The following is a 17,471-nucleotide window of genomic DNA, read 5'->3' as shown; positions in this document are numbered from 1 at the left end:
ACGGCCGTCCGCCCCGGCCACAGGGGAGCCGGGGACCCGACCGTCCCACCCGTCCCGACCGTCCCACCCGTGCCGCCCGTGCCGCCCGTGCCGCCCGTGCGTCACAAAGCGGCGACGGCGCCCGCGGCCGCCCGGAGGACCTCCGGCCGCCCCAGGAGGTCCGTGCTGTCGGCCCACTGGTCGACGCCCCCGGTCAGCGGCAGGGCGCGCAGCCCGGGATCGGTGAGCGTCCCGGCCAGGGTCCGGGCGAAGCGTTCGGCGTGCAGGACCAGGAACGGGCGGCCGTGGAAGGGTCTGCGGGTCGGGTCGAGCGGCGGCGTGAGCCCGGTGGCGTTGTGCATCCGGCCCAGCGTCTCGTAGGCGTCGCACAGGTGCCGCTCCCGGCCGGGGTAGCCGGTCGCGGCCAGCGCGCCGCGCAGCGAGGGTGACAGCGCCCCGGCCGCCTCCGAGCGCCCGAAGGCGCTGCCGAGCCACTTGCCGTACGGCGCGTAGCGGCGTTCCAGCAGCAGGGCCAGCCGCATCAGGTCGCGCACCAGGCGGGCGGCGACGACGGCGGAGCCCAGGTCGTCCCCGGCCTCGGCGCAGCGGCCCACGAACGCCTCCTCCTGGGAGATGCGCTGCCACTGGCAGGCCAGCAGGTAGCGCCAGACCTGGTCCGGGTACCAGGCCAACTGCCGCCGGGCCGCGGTGAGTTCGCCGAGGTCGTCGCGGAAGACCGCGCCGGCCGTCACCTCGGCCAGTTTCTGCTGGGGCAGGGCCAGCCAGTCGCCGGCCGTCGGCCCCGCCCGGCCCCAGTCGGCCGCCCGGGGGCCGAGGTGTGCGGCCAGCCAGGACCCCACGTCGTCAACGGTGACCTTGTGGTCGACCGGGCCCGGGGTCGCCTCCATGTGCCGGACCGCCTCGTGCGGGTCGGTGCTGCGGCGGAAGTGCGTGGGCCAGCCGCGCACGTGCTTGGGCAGCCGGTGTGCCAGGAGGTCGCGGATCGGCCCCGCGTGGCGCTCGGCGTCCTCGGGCGACAGGAACAGCTGCAGGCACGGCCCCCAGTCGTGGTCGGTCGAGCGCGCGGTGTCGAATCCCAGGACCTCGGAGCCGGGGCCGACGCGGGCGGCGGCGTAGCGCAGGTCCGGCAGGGCGGCGTCGAGGACCGGGCGCACCCCTTCCTCGTACAGGGCCCTGGCGAGGTCGAGGCCGGGGACGAAGGCGGCGTCGGGTGGGGTCACGGCGTCCACTGTGCCAACGGCCCGGCGCGCGGGTCCACCCGTTGTGCCCGGGCGCGCGTCAGCCCTGCGCCGTCCACTCCGGCAGCGCCTCGCGCCGCTGGAGCCACAGCGGGTCGGCGCCGGACAGGCCGGTGCGGGCGGCGACCGTGCCGGCCGTGATGGCGCAGGTGGTGTCGACGTCGCCGAGGCCCTCCGCCGTGCTCCACAGGGCGTCGGTGAGGCTGTCGAGGTTCATGGCGGCCGACCACAGGGCGAAGGGGACGGTGTCGGCGGCGCTGACGCGCTGCCCGTTGCCGAGCAGGTCGGCGGCGCGCCACGGCCGGGTGTCGGGGCGCACCGCGCAGGCCAGGGCCAGGGTGTTGCGGACCTCGCCCGCGGGGGTGTGCCGCAGGACCTGCTTCAGGAACTCCTCGCCGTCCGGGGCCGGGCCGCCGCGCGAGGCGGCGGCCAGCGACGCGGCGACGGCCACCGCGACCGCGCCGGCCACGCCCTCGGGGTGGGCGTGGGTGACCTCGGCCGACAGCGCCGCCTGCCGGGCGGCCTCCTCGGCGTCGCCGGCGAACCACGCGCCCAGCGGCGCGACCCGCATCGCGGCGCCGTTGCCGAAACTGCCCTGGCCGTCGAAGAGTTCCCGCGTCCGGGTGCGCCAGGAGGGCGGGTCGTCGGCGAGGGCGGGCAGCAGGCGGTGCATGCCGGCGCCGTAGCCGCGGTAGGCGTCGGCGCGGTAGGTGGCGCCGAAGGCGGCGGCCAGGGCGTCCTGGTCGACGGTGCCGTGCACGGTCAGGACCCGGTGGACGGACAGGGCCATCGCCGTGTCGTCCGTCCAGTGCCAGGGCGACTCCTCGGGCGTGCGGCGCGCGCGGATGTCCCGGAAGGCCTCCGGGACGGGGCGGAACAGCGGGAACCACCGCTCTCCGAACGCGTCCCCGAGGGCGAGCCCCTCCAGCGCGTCACGGGCGGCCACGGGCACGGGCGGACGAGTCGTCATGTCCCCATCCTCCCCCGCCCGGCAACGGAACCGGGTCCGTCGCCGGGGCCGCAGGCCGTCAGGAGGGCCGACGGACGGTCCCCGCCCGGCGTCGCACACGGCCGCCCGGACGATCGCCCCGGTCCACTGACCTGCACCGCAGCCCCCGCCCTGCGGGGCCGGGCGGGGACGATCTAGGGTGCTGGCATGATCTCCTCACCGATATCCGGCCCCCGCCACGCCCTGCAGGTGCTGATGGAGGGCAACGCCAGGTTCGTCGCGGGCTCCCCCGAGCACCCCAACCAGGACGCCGGCCGCCGGGCCGCGCTCGCCCCGGCACAGCGCCCGTTCGCGGTGCTGTTCGGCTGCTCGGACTCCCGTCTGGCGGCCGAGATCATCTTCGACCAGGGCCTGGGCGACCTGTTCGTGGTGCGCACGGCGGGGCACGTGGCGGGCCCCGAGGTGCTGGGCAGCATCGAGTACGGCGTGAGCGTGCTGGACTGCCCGCTGGTGATCGTGCTCGGCCACGACTCGTGCGGCGCGGTGGCGGCCGCCCTGGACGCGGTGGACGAGGGCCGGCTGCCGGGCGGTTTCGTGCGCGACGTGGTGGAGCGGGTGACGTCGAGCGTGGTGTCGGCCAAGGCGGCGGGCATCGAGGACCCGGACGCGATCGTCGACGAGCACATCCGCCAGAGCGTGGACCTGCTGCTGGAGCGCTCGCAGCTGCTGGCGGCGAAGGTCGCCGAGGGCAGCGTGGGCGTGGTGGGCCTGTCCTACCGCCTGACCGACGGCCGGGCCCGCACGGTCGCCGCCCACGGCGACATCCTCTAGCAGCCCGCCGAACGCGGCGTCCGATCCCCGCCAGCGCCGCGTGCGGGGCCGGGGCAGAGTCGGGGGCATGCACAAGGTCACCGATCTCAAGGTCCTCTACTTCGGCACCCCGGTGGTGCTGATCGGCTCCCGCAACGCGGACGGCAGCGCGAACCTGGCGCCGATGTCGTCCGCGTGGTGGCTGGGCCATTCGTGCCTGCTGGGGCTGGGCAACAGCGCGCAGACGTCCGCGAACCTGCTGCGCGAGGGCGAGTGCGTGCTCAACCTGCCTTCCTCGGCGATGGTCGATGCCGTCGACCGGCTGGCGCTGCTGACCGGCAATCCGGTCATCGCCGGGTACCGGCGGGAGCAGGGCTACCGCTACGAGCCGCGCAAGTTCGAGGCGGCGGGGCTGACCGAGCTGCCGGGGGAGCTGGTGCGGGCGCCGCGCGCGGCGGAGTGTCCCGTGCAGCTGGAGTGCCGGCTGGCGGCGGCCACGCCGCTGGCGGGCAACGAGCGGTGCACGGCCTTCGAGGTGGAGGTGGTGCGCGCGCACGTGGACGAGCGCCTGCTGGTGCCCGGCAGCGACCACTACGTGGACCCGGTCGGCTGGGACCCGCTGATCATGAAGTTCTGCGAGTTCTTCGGCGACGGGCGGCGCCTTGCGCCCTCGCGCCTGGCGGAGGGCTGGCGGATGCCGGGACGGCTGGCGCCCGCGCGGGCCTGACGGGAGGTGCCCGCCGCCGGGCCCTTCCCGGCGGGGGAGGTCCGGGGCCCGGCACCGGGACCCGGCTTGACTTCAAGCCGTGTTGAAGTTGTCGAATGGGTCCCGGCACCACCGCACGGGCCCCGACGTCGATGCCCGCCCGTGCCGGGGCCGGGGCCGCCTTCCATCCGGTCGTGCCGGAGGCGGCCCCGGCCCCCGCCGCCGTTCCAGGGCCCGCTCAGGCGCCGGCGGTCTCGGCGAGGGTGTGGGCGACGAGGGCGTTGGCGTGTCCGTGGCCCAGGCCGTGCTCGGTCTTGAGCCAGGCGACGAGCTCCATGTGCCTGGTGAGCGGGCAGGAGCGGATGAGGTCCTGCCACTCGGCGACCGGGCGCCCGTACTTCTTCTCGATCGACGGGAAGTAGCTGGCGGGGCCCTTCACGGGTGCTGCGGTCATGGCGGTTTCCCTCTCGAAAAAGCGGTGCGCGGTGCGTTTCACGGGATTGGACCGTGATCGCACCGCGCACTCATCGCTTCACTCGCGTGACCCCCGTCACACCTTCGCGCGGCGCCTTCCCCGGCCGGCGCGGCGGCCGGCGGGCGGGGTGGGGTCGGTGTTCCAGGCGGCGACGGGGTTGCCGAGCCAGCGGGTGGAGCCGGGGACGTTCTCGCCGCGCATGACCAGGGAGGCCGGGCCGACGGTGGTGCCCTCGCCCAGGGCGGAGTTGAGCAGCACGATGGAGTGCGGCCCGGTGGTGGAGCCGGCGCCGAGGTGGACGGTGCCCAGGCGCATGACGCGGTCGTGGAAGAGGTGGGTCTGCAGGACGGTGCCGCGGTTGACGCTGGCGCCGGCCTCGACGGTGACGAGGTCGCTCTCGGGCAGCCAGTGGGTCTCGCACCACACGCCGCGTCCGATGCGCGCGCCCAGGCTGCGCAGCCACAGGTTGAGGTAGGGGGTGCCGGTGATGCTGGAGCCGCCGAAGGGCATGGCGAGTTCCTCGACGAAGGTGTCGTAGAGCTCGTTGCGCCACACGAAGGAGGACCACAGGGGGTGTTCGTCGGTGCGGAAGCGGCCGACGAGCAGCCACTTGGCGGCGGTGGTCAGCGCGCAGGCGATGACGGCGGCCAGGGCGAGGACCAGTCCGCCGGTGGCGATGGCGGTGGGCACGCCGTAGTCGTCGCGGATCTCCTGGAAGGCGGCGAGGACGAAGTCCCCGAGGACGACGGCCAGGACGATCGGCAGCAGGCGGCACAGCTCGACGCCGGCGCGCGCCCACATCAGGCGCCGGGGCGGGTCGTAGGTGCGGGCCTCGCCGCCGGTGTCGGCGACGCGGGGCAGCGCGAAGGCGGGGCGCCCGAGCCAGGAGGAGGCCTCGGGGGCGTGGGCGGGGGTGTCGGACAGGACGCCGACGAGGGAGTTGTCGGGCAGGTGGCGCCCGGGGCCGACGATGCCGGAGTTGCCGACGAAGGAGCGCTTGCCGACATGGGCGGGGCCAAGGTGCAGCCAGCCGGCGCGGACCTCGTAGGGGGCGACGAGGGTGTCGTCGGCGAGGAAGGCGCCGTCGTCCACGCGCATGAGGCCGGGCAGGGACAGGACCGTGGAGGCCTCGACGCGCCGGCCGATCTTCGCCCCGAGCAGGCGCAGCCACAGCGGGGTGAAGAGGCTGGCGTAGAGGGGGAAGAGGGTGCGGCGGGCGGTGTCGGTGAGGCGGTGGACGGCCCAGGCGCAGAAGGCGACCTTGCCGTGGGCGGGGTGGTGGCCGGGGCGCAGGGGGCGGGAGAACAGGCGCACGGCCAGGACTATGAGCGTGGCGTGGCACAGGAGGGTGAGGACGGTCAGGGGGATGGTGAGGGGCAGGAGCTGGAGGATGGCCTGGCCCAGGGTGCGGTCGGCGTCGATCAGCGGGTAGATGATCATGAGGGCCGGGGCGGCGGCGATCAGCGGCAGGAGGCCGAAGAAGGTCAGGCCGGCGCCGTAGGCGAGGTTCCAGGCGCGCGAGCGCGCGCGGGGGGCGGGGTGGGCGGGCCAGCCGGCGGGTGCCTCGGGGGCGGGGCGGGCCGGGGAGCCGTGCCAGTGTTCGCGGGCGGGGACGGTGCCGGTGACGCAGGAGCCGGGGGCGATGTCGGCGCCGGCGCCGACGCGGGCGCCGGGCATGAGGGTGGAGCGGGTGGCGACGCGGGCGCCTTCGCCGACCTCGACGTGGCCGAGGTGGAGGATGTCGCCGTCCAGCCACCAGCCGGCGATGTCGGCCTCGGATTCGAGGACGGCGCCGGCGCCGATGCGGGCGAGGCCGGTGACGGGGGGCAGGGTGTGCAGGTGGACGTCCTTGCCGACGCGGCAGCCCAGGGCGCGCGCGTAGCGGGCGGCCCAGGGGGTGCCGGGCAGGGCGCCGACGCCGAAGAGGGCGACGGTGCGTTCGGCGAGCCACAGGCGCAGGTGCACGTGGCCGCCGCGGGGGTGGCTGCCGGGGCGGATGCCGGCGGTGATGACGCGGGCGCCGGCGGCGGCGAGCAGGGTGCGGCCCGGGGAGCTGTAGAAGAGGAGGAGGCCGGCGAGGACGGGCCACCAGGAGGAGTGGGGGGCCCAGGGCAGGTGGGCGCCGGTGAGGTTGTCGAGGGCGGTGAGGACCAGGACCCAGCGCAGGCCGGCGAGGGTGAACAGGCCGAACAGGGCGATGGTCTGCCACAGGCCGGCGCTGGCGGGGGTGCGGCGCACGTGGCGCCGGCGGGGCTCGGGGGCCTCGGCGGTGCGGGCGCCGGCGTGCGGCGGCGCGAGGGAGTCGAGGTGGGCGGCCATCGCGCTCAGGCCGGGGTGGGCGTAGAGGTCGGCCACGGACACGCCGGGGTGGCGGGTGCGCAGTTCGGAGACGAGGCGGGCGGCGGTGAGGCTGGAGCCGCCGAGGGCGAAGAAGTCGTCGCCGGCGCCGGGGGCCATGCCGAGCAGGGCCTCCCAGAGGCCGGCGAGCCAGCCGGCGGTGCCCTCCAGGGGGCCGGCGGCTGCGGCGTCCTGGCGGCCGGTGGTGGCCAGCGGCCAGGGCAGCGCGTTGCGGTCGACCTTGCCGGAGGTCTTGGTGGGCAGGGACTCGACGAGGGCGAGGACGGGCACGAGCGGGGCGGGCAGGCGCTCCAGCAGCAGCTGACGGGCGGCGGCGAGGTCGGGGTGGGTGCCGGGACGGGCGACGAGGTAGCCGACGAGCAGGTCGGCGCCGGCGGGGGTCTTGCGGACGGCGGCGGCCGCGGCGCGCACGTCGGGCAGAGCCTGGAGGGCGGCGTCGATCTCACCGAGTTCGATGCGCCGGCCGCCGAGCTTGACCTGGTCGTCGGCGCGGCCGACGAAGACGAGGCCTTCGGGGTCGTTGCGCACGAGGTCGCCGCTGCGGTAGACGCGGGGGGAGGCGAAGACGGGGTGGGGGCTGAACTTCTCGGCGTCCTTGGCGGGGTCGAGGTAGCGGGCGGTGCCGACGCCGGTGATGAGCAGTTCGCCGGTCTCGTACCAGGGCACGGGCTGGCCGGCCTGGTCGACGACGGCGATCTCCCAGCCGTCCAGGGGGGCGCCGATGCGCACGGGCTGGCCGGGCAGCATGCGGGCGGCGGTGGCGACGACGGTGGTCTCGGTGGGGCCGTAGGTGTTCCAGAACTCACGCCGGCCGGTGGCCAGGCGCTCGACGAGTTCGGCGGGGCAGGCCTCGCCGCCGACGATGATCAGGCGCACCGCGTCCAGGCACTCCTGGGGCCACAGGGCGAGCAGGGTGGGGACGGTGGAGACGGCGGTGATGCGGCGCTCGACGAGCCAGGGGCCGAGGTCGGTGCCGGCCTTGACGAGGGAGCGGGGGGCGGGGACCAGGCAGGCGCCGTGGCGCCAGGCGATCCACATCTCCTCGCAGGAGGCGTCGAAGGCCACCGACAGACCGGCCAGGACGCGGTCACCGGGGCCCAGTGGCTGCTGCTGGAGGAACAGGCGGGCCTCGGCGTCGACGAAGGCGGCGGCGCTGCGGTGGGTGACGGCGACGCCCTTGGGGCGGCCGGTGGTGCCGGAGGTGAAGATGATCCAGGCGTCGTCGGCGGGCGAGGGCCAGGCGGGGCGGCCCGAGGGGCGGGCCTGGGGGCCGGCGCTCAGGTGGTGCCCGGCGCCGATGACGGCGCACACCTGGGCGTCGTGCCAGATCATGTCGGCGCGCTCGTCGGGGTCGTCGGCGTCCACCGGCACGTAGGCGGCGCCGCAGCGCAGGACGGCGAGGACGGCGACGTACAGGTCGGCGGTGCCGGAGGGGATGCGCACGCCGACGCGGTCGCCGCAGCCGATGCCGTGGCCGGCCAGGGTGCCGGCGAGGGCGTCGACCTCCTGCAGGAGGGTGCGGTAGTCGAGCACCCGGGTGCCGGTGTCCAGTGCGGGCGCGTGGGGGTGGGCGTCCGCGGTGGCGGCGATGATGTCGAACAGGCTGCGCGGGTGGGCGGGCGGGGCCACCGGCCAGGCGGCCGCGTACCCGGGGTGGGGGCGGTGCAGCGTGCCTGGGCCGGCCGTGTCCTGACGTGCGTCCATGGGGGGTGTTTCCTCGGCTCCGGTTCCTGGGGTCAGGTCTGTTGGCTCGGGTGCGGCGTCACCCGCGGGGTGGGCGGGTGCGAACGCGCACGGGCGTCACTCGGGGTGACGCCCGCGGAAGCACGTTCTTTCACCATGACTCGGTGGGGAGTCCGGCGGATGCAGACGGAGCGTGGTCAAAGGAAATTCTCACGATCTGTGCCGCGCGGGGCGGCAGGGGAACGATTCGAATGTCATTTCGGTCTTTATGGGGTGTTTTCGCTGGTGAAGGGTAGCGGCTGCGGGAAGACGGCGCCGTGACGGGAGGGATGGGAGTGATGAACGCCATGCGATCGGAACGCTACCGGCTGCGGCGGGGGCGCCGCCGCCCCAGGGGTGTGCGAACCGTCCACCCGGACGACACACCGTGACGGCGGCGTTGACCTGGGCGGACTCTTCGGGAACGCACCGGGGCGCTCCCCCGGGCCCGGGTGAGGGGTTGGTGAGGGAAGCGCGGGGGCCGGGGCCCAGGCGCACACGCATTCGACGTAGGAGGTGCCGGGGGCGCCGTGGACCGGCCCGGGCCTTTCTCCCGGACATCCCCCCGAACCCCCCACCGGGCGTCCCCGGACCGCCCGCCCCGGACTTCCCTGCTTCCCCGGACTCCCCCGCCGCTCTTGCTAGCGTCGTCGTCCGTGAGCCTGGTCTGGTACGCGGCGTACGGGTCGAACCTGGACGCCGCCCGCATGTCCTGCTACCTCGCCGGCGGGCGCCCCGAGGGCGCCGCACGCCACTACCCCGGATGCCGCGACCCGCACCCGCCACGGCGCGACACCGCGACCGTCCTGCCCGGAACGCTCTACTTCGCCACCCACTCACCGGTGTGGGGCGGCGGCAGGGGCTTCTACGACCCGGACGCCGACGGCGAGATGCCGTGCCGCGCCTACCTCCTGACAGCCGGCCAGTTCAGCGACGTCGCCGCGCAGGAGATGTACCGCTCCCCGGGAACCGACCTCGACCTCACCCGCGTCCTCGCCCACGGCCGCGACCGCCTCGGCCCCGGCCGCTACGAGACCCTCGTCCACGCGGGGACGCTCGACGGCCTGCCGCTGCTCACCTTCACCGCCCCCGGCGGCCTCGCCGCCGCCCGCCTCGACCCGCCCTCCGCGCCCTACCTGCGCACCCTGGCCGCCGGCCTCGCGCAGTCCCACGCCTGGAGCGCCCGCCGCTGCGCCGCCTACCTCGCCGCCCGCCCAGGCGCGGCCGGGCACTGGAGCGAGCGGGACGTGCTGGCCGCCCTCGGCTGACGGCGGCCGCCCGCCCGTCCCGCCCGCCCGCCCGTCCCGCCCGTCCGTCTCGGCCGTCGGCCTCCCGGCCCTGAAGGCGTTCGGCCTGCGGCCGGTCGGCGCGCAGGGACGGAAAAGGGGTTGCGAGCAGCTGCGTGCGGACTGCTAACCTCCGTTCCCGTAACCGTGACCGCACGTCAGGAGGTGAGACCCGTGAACGCAGTAACCACGTGGGTGCTCCCTCTTCCCGTCACGGCATAGGTGTTTCGCCGGGAGCGCCGAGAACGACGCAATTCCCGGAAGGTGATTCCCATGTCCTCTCTTCGTTTCATTTCCGACACCGCCTCCGCCGGTGTCCGCGAGCGCGACTTCCTCCTCGGTGAGGTCCCCGGCGTCCTGTGGTCGCCCGAAGCCGGCTGCCGGCAGGCGCCGTTGGTGCTGATGGGCCACGGCGGCGGACTGCACAAGAAGACCCCGGCCCAGGCCGACCGCGCCCGACACCTCGTGCGGACCTGCGGGTACACGGTCGTGGCCATCGACGCGCCCGGTCACGGGGAGCGCCCCCGCACGGCCGTCGACGACCGGGCCCGGGCCGACATGATCCGGGCCCGCCACGACGGCGAGCCGCTGGGCCCGATCGTCGCCGCCTACGGCACCCACCTCGCCGAACTCGCCGTCCCCGAATGGCGGGCCACGCTCGACGCCCTCCAGCGGCTGCCCGAGATCGGACCGGAGGCGCCGATCGGCTACGGCGGCGGCATCACCCTCGGCACCGCGATCGGCATCCCGCTGGCGGCCGCCGAGCCGAGGATCAGGGCCGCGATCTTCGGCGGCGGGTTCATCCCCCACGAGGGACTGCTGGCGGCGGCCCGGCAGGTCACCGTCCCGGTGGAGTTCCTGCTCCAGTGGGACGACGCCGAGGTCCCGCGCGAGCTGGCCCTGGGCCTGTTCGACGCCTTCGCCTCCAAGGAGAAGACCCTGCACGCCAACCCCGGCGGCCACGGCGACGTCCCGCCCTTCGAGGACCCGGCCCTCTTCCTGAGCCGCCACCTCGGCACAGGGTCTGATGTTCGCGCCGCTGGCGCAGGGTGTGCCGGCGCAGAAGGCGGACCGGTCCCGGTGAGGCGTCCTCACTGGCGGCCGTACTGGTGGCGGCTGCTGTTCCGGGCGGACGGCGGGCCCGGGTGGACGGCGGTGGGTCCCGGGGAGTTCACCCGGGTCCCGGAGGCCGCACTGAGGGAGTCCTCCCTCGACGGGTGGGCGGATGCCCTGCTGGCGCAGGCGCCCGGCGAACTCGACGACGTGCGCGGTGACTTGCTCCTTGAGTGCTTCGCGGAGCCCGCTCCCGCTGCCGGCGCCGTGCCGGTGTACTCGCGCCGGGTGCGGCTGCCCGGGCCGCGCTCCCGCGGCCGGGGCCCGTCGACCGGGTGTTGACGACTCGTTGACGGGCGGCTGGTGGACTGCGGGTGTCGGCCGGAGCGGCCGGGCGTCCACCGGAACGGGGAGTGTCGTGATCCTGACGGACCGGCTGCGGCTGCGGCGCTTTCGCCTCGACGACGCGCCCGCGCTGGCGCGCTACCGCAGCGACCCCGAGGTGGCCCGCTTCCAGAGCTGGCGCTCGCCGATCGGCCCGGCGCAGGCGGCGGCGATCGTGGCGGGCTACCGGGCGGAGTCGCCGGAGGTGCCCGGGTTCTTCCAGTGGGCGATCGAGCTGCGGGAGCAGCCGGGGCTGATCGGCGACCTGGCGGTGGGGACCGTGACGGCCGGCAACGGTGGTCTGCGGGCGCTGCTGGGGATCACGGTGGCGCCCGAGCACCAGCGCCGCGGCTACGCCGGCGAGGCGATGGGCGCCGTCGCCGCGCACCTGCGGGCGCGGGGCGTGCGGCGGGTGGCGGCCGAGTGCGACGTGCGCAACACCGCGTCGGCGCGGATGCTGCGGCGGGCGGGGTTCCGGGAGACGGGCCGCGCGAGCCGGTTCGTCGGGCACCGGGGCCGGCGGGCCGAGTTCCTGCTGTTCGGGATGCCGGCCGAGGAGGCGTGCCGCACCGTGAGGGGCGCGGCGCAGATGGAGGAGGAAGAGATGGTGGATCCAGGGCGTGTGAGCCCCCGCGTCGCCCCTGCCGGGGACGTGGCCGAGAACGTGGCCGGGGACGAGACCGAGCAGTCGGCACAGCCGGCGCAGCCGGAACAGCCGCAGGACGCCGACGGGTTCGAGGAGGGTGAGGCGTAGGGGCGATCACGCACGAGCGAGCGCCCCGGGTCCGCCGCCCGGGGCGCCGCGCGCGGCTGCCGCTTCCTGACCGGAAAGGGCGGGACGGAAGCGGCCGCGCAGCCCCGTGATCACCTGATTCGACGTCAGTTCCCCCGCCTGCGCGGGTTCCGTCGGGATGCCGGGTGGCCGGCTTGTGGTCGCGGAGCACGTACCCGGCCTTCTCCTCGCCGCGCTGGGCGGCGGTGCAGTAGTACGACACTTCGACGTCGGACGGCGCCGTGGTCTCGAAACTGCTGGGCGGCCCGGGCGGCGTGCGGCGCCTGGCCGCGGCCGCTTGAGACCGGTGAGCAGGGGTCTAGAGGGCGGCCGGCGGCGTCGCGGCGATGACCTCCAGGAGGCGTTCGTTGACGGGTTCCGGGCGTTCCAGGCTGCGATGCTGTCCGGCATCGAAACGATCACAAGCTGTCCGTCCGTCCCGACCTGAGCGACGCCTCGCTGAACGAGCTGATCGCCGTCTCCTGGCCCGGCCACCGGCCCACGTCCTTCGCGCCCGTACTGGCCCGCAGCCTCGCCTGGGTCGCGGCACACCGGGACGGGCGGCTGGTCGGGTTCGTGAACGTGGCCGGGGACGGCACCCTGCACGCGTTCGTCCTGGACACCACGGTGCATCCGCAGGAGCGCCACCGGGGCCTGGGGGTGCGACTGGTGCGGGCAGCGGCCGCCGAGGCGCGGGCGCGCGGGGCGCAGTGGCTGCACGTCGACTTCGAGCCGCACCTGGGGGCCTTCTACGAGCGATGCGGGTTCCGGCCGACGGCGGCGGGGCTGATGGCGCTGTGAGACGGAGGGCGGGCAGGCGATGGGCCGACAGGCGGCGGCGGGCGGACGGCGGGGGCCCCTTGCGCGATAGTCGTCGCGGAGATAATCTCTGCGTAGAATATTTCGAGCGATCGGGAGAGCGCGACATGTGGAGCCACGAGTACACCGGTGAGACGACGGCGGCGCCCGAGGCGGTCTGGGCGGTGCTGAAGGACATCGACAACTGGCCGCGGTGGGACACTTCGATGGAGTCGGTCACCCTGCTCGGCCCGTTCGAGGTGGGCGCCAAGGTGTCGATGACGCCCTCCGGCCAGGACCCGATCACCTCGGTGATCACCGCGATCGAGGAGAACGCCCACTACGCGGACGAGACCGCGTTCGCCGGCGTGGTGCTGCGCTTCAGCCACCGGCTCAGCCCGCGCGGCGACGGCGGCACCACGGTGGTGCACCGCCTGGAGATCGACGGGCCGGCCGCCGGCGAGATGGGCCCGCAGCTGGGCCCGGCCATCACCGAGGACTTCCCCGAGGCGATGGAGGCCCTGTTCACCCACGCGGGCGGCTCCGCCTTGTGAGCCCCCGCGTGAGACCGCCGACGGCAGGCCCGCGCCACCGGATGTGCCACCGGATGCGCCAACGGCCGCGGCACGGAACGGGATTCCGACCGTGGCAGGCGGCGCTGCGCCGGCGACGGGCGGTGAAGGCGGCGCCGGCGCCCCACGGTCTGACGCACGGCCAGTTCGTGCCGCCGGCCCGCGCGTGGCACTCCGGCGGGCGCGGCGAGGTGCCCAGCCGGCGGGTGCCGGCCCGCCGGGCGGACGGCCTCGCAGGTGGTGCGCCACCTGGAGGCCAAGGGGCTGATGGAGCGGGGGCCGACTCGCGCGACGCCCGGGCCCGGCGCCTGCGGGTCACCGGCCGGGGCGCGGAGGTGGCGCGCGCGGCCGTCACGGCGGCGGAGCGGGCGGACGCGGCGTTCTTCACCCCGGCCGCCCGCCTCGACGCCCGCGCGCCGGAGGCCCTGCCGCGCGCCCCGGCGGCCACCGCACAGCCCCTCCCCGTCCACCCCTCCGATTCCCGGTTGATCGCACACCGTCGCACTGTCAAGATCATTTGATGCCACGACAGCGAACCGACGGGAGAGGCGTTTTGCGCAGAACAACGGGCATCGGCCGCGCGGGGGCGGCGACCCTGGCGGCGCTGGGGATCCTCGCCGCCGCGTGCGGCAACGGGGACACAGGGACGCTTCCCGGGACGGCCCCGGTGCCGGCCGGGGTGGACTTCGCCACCGTCCTGAACGACAAGGCGAAGATCCAGGCGGCCCTGCCCGACCCGGACTCGATGCACGGCTGGACACCCCGGGGCGGCAAGGCCGACGTCGCCGCGACGCCGCCCAGCGCCACCGACTGCGCCGAGGACGGCTCCTGGGACTGCGCCGCCCTCGCCGACGGCCGGGCCCGCTTCGAGGCCGAGGGCGAGCGGGCCACCTTCACCCTGCAGGCCTTCGCCGACCGCCCCGCCGCCCAGGACGCGTGCCGCAAGGAGGCCGCCTGGTCGGCGAAGTACACCAGGGCCGACGTCCCGCCGGTCGCGGGCACCGCCGGCGGCCACGCCTACCGCCGCAACGCCGGCGGCCTGGACGGCATCCACCTGACCATGTGCCTGGGCACCGTCGTGGCCACCACGACCCTGGAACGCGGCGGCCTCGACCCGGCCGAACTCCACCGCCTGGCCGAGCTGTTCGCCACCCGCATCCAGAAGGCCGCCGCCCCCTGACGGCCCCCGACGCCCCCGGGCGGGCGTCACCGCGCGCCGGGCACCACCCGCCTGAGGAGGCCGGACCCGGCTCGCGCAGTGAGGAAGTGGACGTTGTCGTCGCCGCCGGGACGGCTCACGCACAGCCGCTCGACCCGAAGGCCCGGCAGCGCCCGCCGCGCACCGGGCGCCGTCGAGCACCTCGCCCAGGGGCCGCCGGTGCGCTCGGCGGGCCCCCGCTCCCCCGCCCGCTTGCCCGCTTGCCCGCCGTGCGACCGGAATCCTCCGCCGCCCCGGACCGGCCTTGACGGACCCCTGACGCCCCCCGGCCGGGGCCTGGTGTCGCCGCCGCGTTCCGCGCCCGTACCGTGGTGGCCAGTTGACCGTGTCCCATCAGGAGGGGTTATCGCGATGGACAACGACCGTACGACCACCTGGCGCAAGAGCACCCACAGCGGCGATTCCAACGGCTGCGTGGAGGTCGCCGACGGGTTCACCGGGGTCATGCCCGTGCGGGACTCCAAGGACCCGCACGGCCCGGTGCTGCGCTTCCGGTCCTCGGCCTGGCAGGCCTTCGTGACGGCCGTGCGCGGCGGGGAGTTCGACCGCCCGGCATAGCGCGGCCGCGTCAGAGCGCCAGCACCGCGCCTTCCTCGGCGGCGAGGACCTCGCCGCCGGGGAAGGCGGCCCGGGCCTCGGCGACGGGGCGGGTGCGGTCGGTGCCGGGCCAGAAGTGGGTCAGCAGGAGGCGGCGGGCCGCGGCGCGGGCGGCGCAGGCGGCGGCCTGGGCGGGGCCGAGGAGGCGGGGGTCGGCTTCGGTGCCGCTCAGGGTGGTGCCGGCGATGAACAGGTCGGCGCCGGCGGCGAGTTGGTCCAGGGCCGGGCAGGGGCCCGCGTCGCCGCTGTAGGCGAGGGTGAGGCCGGGGGCGGTGAGGCGCACGCCCGCGTGGGGGACGTGGTGGGGCAGCGGGGCGGTTTCCAGGCGCAGCGGGCCGACCTGGAGGGTGCCGGCGGCCAGCAGGGGGTGGACGTCGAAGACGTCGTGGAGGTCCTCGGTGGGCTCCATCGCCTGGACGCGGGTGAGGACGCCGGGCGGGCAGTACAGGGGCAGGCGTGGGCCGCGCCGGGGGGCGAAGTAGCGGGCGCGGGCGAGGGCGCTGAGGTCGGCGCAGTGGTCGGGGTGTTCGTGGGTGATGACGACGGCGTCCGGCTCGGCCCCGAGGGCGGCCAGGCGGGGGTAGGTGCCGTAGCCGAGGTCGAGGACGAGGCGGTGGCCGTCGTGGTCGAGGAGGAAGCCGCTGGCGGCGCGGTGGGCCTCGGGCCAGGCGCCGCAGGTTCCGAGGACGGTGAGTTGGCTCGGCATGCGGACGATCATCGCACGCCCCTCCCCCGCCCGGGGCGGGGAAGGAGGGTAACGGCCTTGGACGTCGGTGGCGTTGGCGTTTGCCGGAACGCGGATGGCCGGACGCGTGCGGAAGCCGACCGGGCCCTCATCGGCGCCGCATGGCGCCGGGCGGCCGGGGCGGCACCGGTTTCCCGCCGGCCGGGCACGGGGTTCGTCCTCCTCCACTCCACCGTGCCCGGTCCGGTCCTGGCACGGTCCGGGCGCGGTGGAGTGGGTCAGCGTGCTGTGACGGGCCGCCAGGTGTCGTGCAGGAGGGCGGCGGCGGGAGCGGCCTGGGTGTGGCCGGCCCGGTAGGCGGCCTGCCAGGTGGTGAGGTCGGCGGGGCCGGTGGTGTCCAGGAGGCGGGCGGCGTCCGGGTCGGGGGCGAGGGTGAGGGCGCCGGGCGGGGCTTCGGCGCCGGGGTGGCGGTGGGCGAGCGGGTCGACGACGACCAGGGTGCGGGCGCCGGCGGCGAGGTCGGCGTTGGTGCCGGCGCGCAGCGCGCCGTCGATGTGGTGGCGGCCGTCGACGGTGACGGGTGCCTCGATGCCGGGGAAGGCGCTGGAGGCGGCGACGGCGCGGGCCAGGGGCACGCCGCGGGCGGCGTCCCAGACGACGGGTTCGCCGGTCTCCGCGCACACGGCGGTGATGAGCAGGCGCTGCTCGGGCCAGGTGTCGGTGGCGATCAGTGCCGCGCGGCGTCGGAGGAGGTCGGCCTCGGCCTCGGGGTCGGCGGTGTCCAGGGCGAGGCGGCCCACGCGGCGGCGGGCCTCGGCGGGGTCCAGGCCCTGGCCGAGGAGGGCGAAGACGGCGCCGGTGACGGCGGCGTCGGGGCGCCGGGCGGGGCCGGCGCCGGAGGGGGTGGCGAGGCGGGCGGGGTCCTGTCCGGCCGTCAGGACCGCGGCGGCGATGGCGCCGGCGGAGGTGCCCACCGTCAGGTCGGCCTCGGCGAGGTCGACGCCGGCTTCGCGCAGGCCGGCGGCCAGGCCGGCCGTCCAGGCGGTGCCCAGGTAGCCGCCGGGGCCCAGCACCAGGGCGCGGTCGGCAGCACGGTCGTCATCGGTCCGCATGGCGGTTCCCCCCGTTGTCGAAGACACCGTTGTTGAAACGGCTGTTTCATATACTGGCACACCCGAAGACCCGGAAGAGGAGGGCGGCGGCGATGGGACGACCGGCCGATCCGCACCGGCGCGAGCGCACCGTGGCGCTGGCCGCCGACCACGTGCTGGCCCACGGGCTGGCCGGGCTGAGCCTGCGTCCGCTGGCCGAGGCGCTCGCCACCAGTCCGCGGATGCTGCTCTACGACTTCGGCAGCAAGCAGGAGCTGGTGGCGGCGGTGCTCGCCGAGGCGCGCCGGCGCGGGGCCGCGCGGCTGGCCGAGGGGCTGCCGGCGGCGCGCGGGGCGAGTGCGGCGCAGCGGCTGCGCGGGATCTGGCGGTGGCTGAGCGCGCCGGAGCGGGCGCCGTTCGTGCGGCTGGCCTTCGAGGTGCACGCCGACCACCTGGCCCATCCGGAGCGCCATCCCGAGGGGCGGCGGGCCGTCACCGACTGGCTCGCCGTGCTGCGCGCCCATCTCGCGGACGTGTGCGCCGGGCCGCAGGACGCCGTCACGCCGACGCTGGTGATGGCCGTGCTGCGGGGCCTGCTGTTCGACCTGACGCTGACCGGCGACCGCGAGCGCACCGCCCTGGCGGTGGAACGCCTGGCCGCGCTCCTGGAAGCGCAGGAGACGCAGGAGCCCCGGGAGACACCGCAAGCGCGGGAGACGCGAGGGTCGTAACGCGCCCGGGCCCGTGCCATCCCCT

General features: G+C 76.0%; 16 protein-coding genes. 10 read left to right on the top strand and 6 right to left on the bottom strand.

Going from position 1 to position 17,471, the window contains the following annotated elements; all coding sequences use genetic code 11:
• Positions 1-101 precede the first annotated feature (101 nt).
• Positions 102-1,220, bottom strand: a complete 1,119-nt coding sequence (locus tag AB0C76_RS25910; protein WP_359969964.1) for a DUF4037 domain-containing protein — start codon at positions 1,218-1,220, stop codon at positions 102-104.
• A 58-nt stretch (positions 1,221-1,278) separates the two neighbouring features.
• Positions 1,279-2,208 carry an ADP-ribosylglycohydrolase family protein gene (locus tag AB0C76_RS25905; protein WP_359969961.1) on the bottom strand — a complete coding sequence of 310 codons (930 nt, stop codon included), beginning with the start codon at positions 2,206-2,208 and terminating at the stop codon, positions 1,279-1,281.
• A gap of 186 nt (positions 2,209-2,394) precedes the next feature.
• Between AB0C76_RS25905 and AB0C76_RS25900 the strand changes: the two genes are divergently transcribed.
• Together AB0C76_RS25900 and AB0C76_RS25895 are read left to right on the top strand one after the other, a co-directional pair.
• The gene (locus AB0C76_RS25900) at positions 2,395-3,018 is read left to right on the top strand and encodes a carbonic anhydrase (protein ID WP_359969959.1); all 624 of its coding nucleotides are present in this window, start codon (positions 2,395-2,397) and stop codon (positions 3,016-3,018) included.
• Between the two features lie 67 nt (positions 3,019-3,085).
• Entirely contained in the window at positions 3,086-3,724 is a 639-nt protein-coding gene (locus AB0C76_RS25895; protein WP_359969957.1) for a flavin reductase family protein, read from the top strand.
• A 217-nt stretch (positions 3,725-3,941) separates the two neighbouring features.
• Here AB0C76_RS25895 and AB0C76_RS25890 read toward each other — a convergent pair whose 3' ends face one another.
• The gene (locus AB0C76_RS25890; RefSeq protein WP_359969954.1) at positions 3,942-4,157 is read right to left on the bottom strand and encodes a DUF4287 domain-containing protein; all 216 of its coding nucleotides are present in this window, start codon (positions 4,155-4,157) and stop codon (positions 3,942-3,944) included.
• A 96-nt stretch (positions 4,158-4,253) separates the two neighbouring features.
• Positions 4,254-8,240 (bottom strand): Pls/PosA family non-ribosomal peptide synthetase, encoded by a 3,987-nt coding sequence (locus tag AB0C76_RS25885; RefSeq protein WP_359969951.1) that lies wholly within the window; start codon positions 8,238-8,240, stop codon positions 4,254-4,256.
• Positions 8,241-8,914: 674 nt separating this feature from the next.
• Between AB0C76_RS25885 and AB0C76_RS25880 the strand changes: the two genes are divergently transcribed.
• From AB0C76_RS25880 to AB0C76_RS25850, 7 genes are all read left to right on the top strand, one after another.
• On the top strand, positions 8,915-9,526 hold the full coding sequence (locus tag AB0C76_RS25880) for a histone deacetylase (RefSeq protein WP_359969948.1): 612 nt from the start codon (positions 8,915-8,917) through the stop codon (positions 9,524-9,526).
• A gap of 291 nt (positions 9,527-9,817) precedes the next feature.
• Positions 9,818-10,939, top strand: a complete 1,122-nt coding sequence (locus AB0C76_RS25875; RefSeq protein WP_359969946.1) for an alpha/beta hydrolase — start codon at positions 9,818-9,820, stop codon at positions 10,937-10,939.
• Positions 10,940-11,015: 76 nt separating this feature from the next.
• A complete protein-coding gene (locus tag AB0C76_RS25870) occupies positions 11,016-11,735 on the top strand; it encodes a GNAT family protein (RefSeq protein WP_359969943.1) in 720 nt (239 codons plus the stop codon).
• A gap of 486 nt (positions 11,736-12,221) precedes the next feature.
• A complete protein-coding gene (locus AB0C76_RS25865; protein WP_359970131.1) occupies positions 12,222-12,554 on the top strand; it encodes a GNAT family N-acetyltransferase in 333 nt (110 codons plus the stop codon).
• A 125-nt stretch (positions 12,555-12,679) separates the two neighbouring features.
• A complete protein-coding gene (locus AB0C76_RS25860; protein ID WP_359969940.1) occupies positions 12,680-13,105 on the top strand; it encodes an SRPBCC family protein in 426 nt (141 codons plus the stop codon).
• A 571-nt stretch (positions 13,106-13,676) separates the two neighbouring features.
• Entirely contained in the window at positions 13,677-14,303 is a 627-nt protein-coding gene (locus tag AB0C76_RS25855) for a hypothetical protein (RefSeq protein ID WP_359969937.1), read from the top strand.
• Positions 14,304-14,693: 390 nt separating this feature from the next.
• The gene (locus tag AB0C76_RS25850; protein ID WP_359969935.1) at positions 14,694-14,900 is read left to right on the top strand and encodes a DUF397 domain-containing protein; all 207 of its coding nucleotides are present in this window, start codon (positions 14,694-14,696) and stop codon (positions 14,898-14,900) included.
• 10 nt (positions 14,901-14,910) lie between these two features.
• Here AB0C76_RS25850 and AB0C76_RS25845 read toward each other — a convergent pair whose 3' ends face one another.
• Together AB0C76_RS25845 and AB0C76_RS25840 are read right to left on the bottom strand one after the other, a co-directional pair.
• Positions 14,911-15,645 (bottom strand): MBL fold metallo-hydrolase, encoded by a 735-nt coding sequence (locus AB0C76_RS25845; RefSeq protein ID WP_359969932.1) that lies wholly within the window; start codon positions 15,643-15,645, stop codon positions 14,911-14,913.
• 257 nt (positions 15,646-15,902) lie between these two features.
• Complete coding sequence (locus tag AB0C76_RS25840) at positions 15,903-16,736, bottom strand: patatin-like phospholipase family protein (RefSeq protein ID WP_359969930.1); 834 nt, start codon at positions 16,734-16,736, stop codon at positions 15,903-15,905.
• A gap of 92 nt (positions 16,737-16,828) precedes the next feature.
• Here AB0C76_RS25840 and AB0C76_RS25835 point away from each other — a divergent pair, with 92 nt between their 5' ends.
• Positions 16,829-17,446, top strand: coding sequence for a TetR/AcrR family transcriptional regulator (locus AB0C76_RS25835; protein WP_359969927.1), 618 nt, complete (start codon positions 16,829-16,831; stop codon positions 17,444-17,446).
• The last annotated feature ends 25 nt before the right edge of the window (positions 17,447-17,471 follow it).

Source organism: Kitasatospora sp. NPDC048722 (assembly GCF_040650235.1).
GTDB lineage: Bacteria > Actinomycetota > Actinomycetes > Streptomycetales > Streptomycetaceae > Kitasatospora.
This window is presented reverse-complemented; position numbering and strand designations above follow the sequence as displayed.